General features: G+C 29.2%; 1 pseudogene. It reads right to left on the bottom strand.

The window, feature by feature from the left end:
• A pseudogene (locus ANHYDRO_RS09970) lies at positions 1 to 551 on the bottom strand (IS110 family transposase); the annotation flags it as partial.

Here is a 551-nt window from a genome sequence, read left to right as displayed (position 1 = left end):
CTTATATCTCCTATTTCTGATGTTATTTGTAGTGCTAATTTTTCTCCTATGCCTGAAAATTCTTTTGCTATTTTGTATTCTTCTAATTCTGTGGCGATTTCTTTCATTTGTGATAGAATATTATTGAGAGTTTTGTTTATTACTCTTAGAAATCCAATTGAGTCTAGGACATTCGCATCTATTTTTGAGTTACTAGATGAGATTGTTGGGATTGATTCTAAGGCATTTTGGTAAATGGTTATTGCTTTTTGTGCATTTGGATGATATCCCTTTTTCTTTGCCCATTTTTCATAATCATTTACAAATTGCTCTTGACTTCTTTTTAATATCTTTTCACTATTTGACCATTTTTCTACAAAGTCTATTAGTTTATCTTTTTGATAGTTACCATTTGCATGGGGGATTAGTTTTTTTAGTCCTGGATGTCTTTTTTCTATTTCTTTGTCTAGATAGTTTAAGTGGTTTATTCTTATCTTTTGGTAATGTTGATAGGATCTGTTTAATTGCTTTAATCTTACATATTCCTCTTTATCTTCTTTGTACTCTGTTAA

Source organism: Anaerococcus hydrogenalis DSM 7454 (assembly GCF_000173355.1).
Taxonomy (GTDB): domain Bacteria; phylum Bacillota; class Clostridia; order Tissierellales; family Peptoniphilaceae; genus Anaerococcus; species Anaerococcus hydrogenalis.
This window is presented reverse-complemented; position numbering and strand designations above follow the sequence as displayed.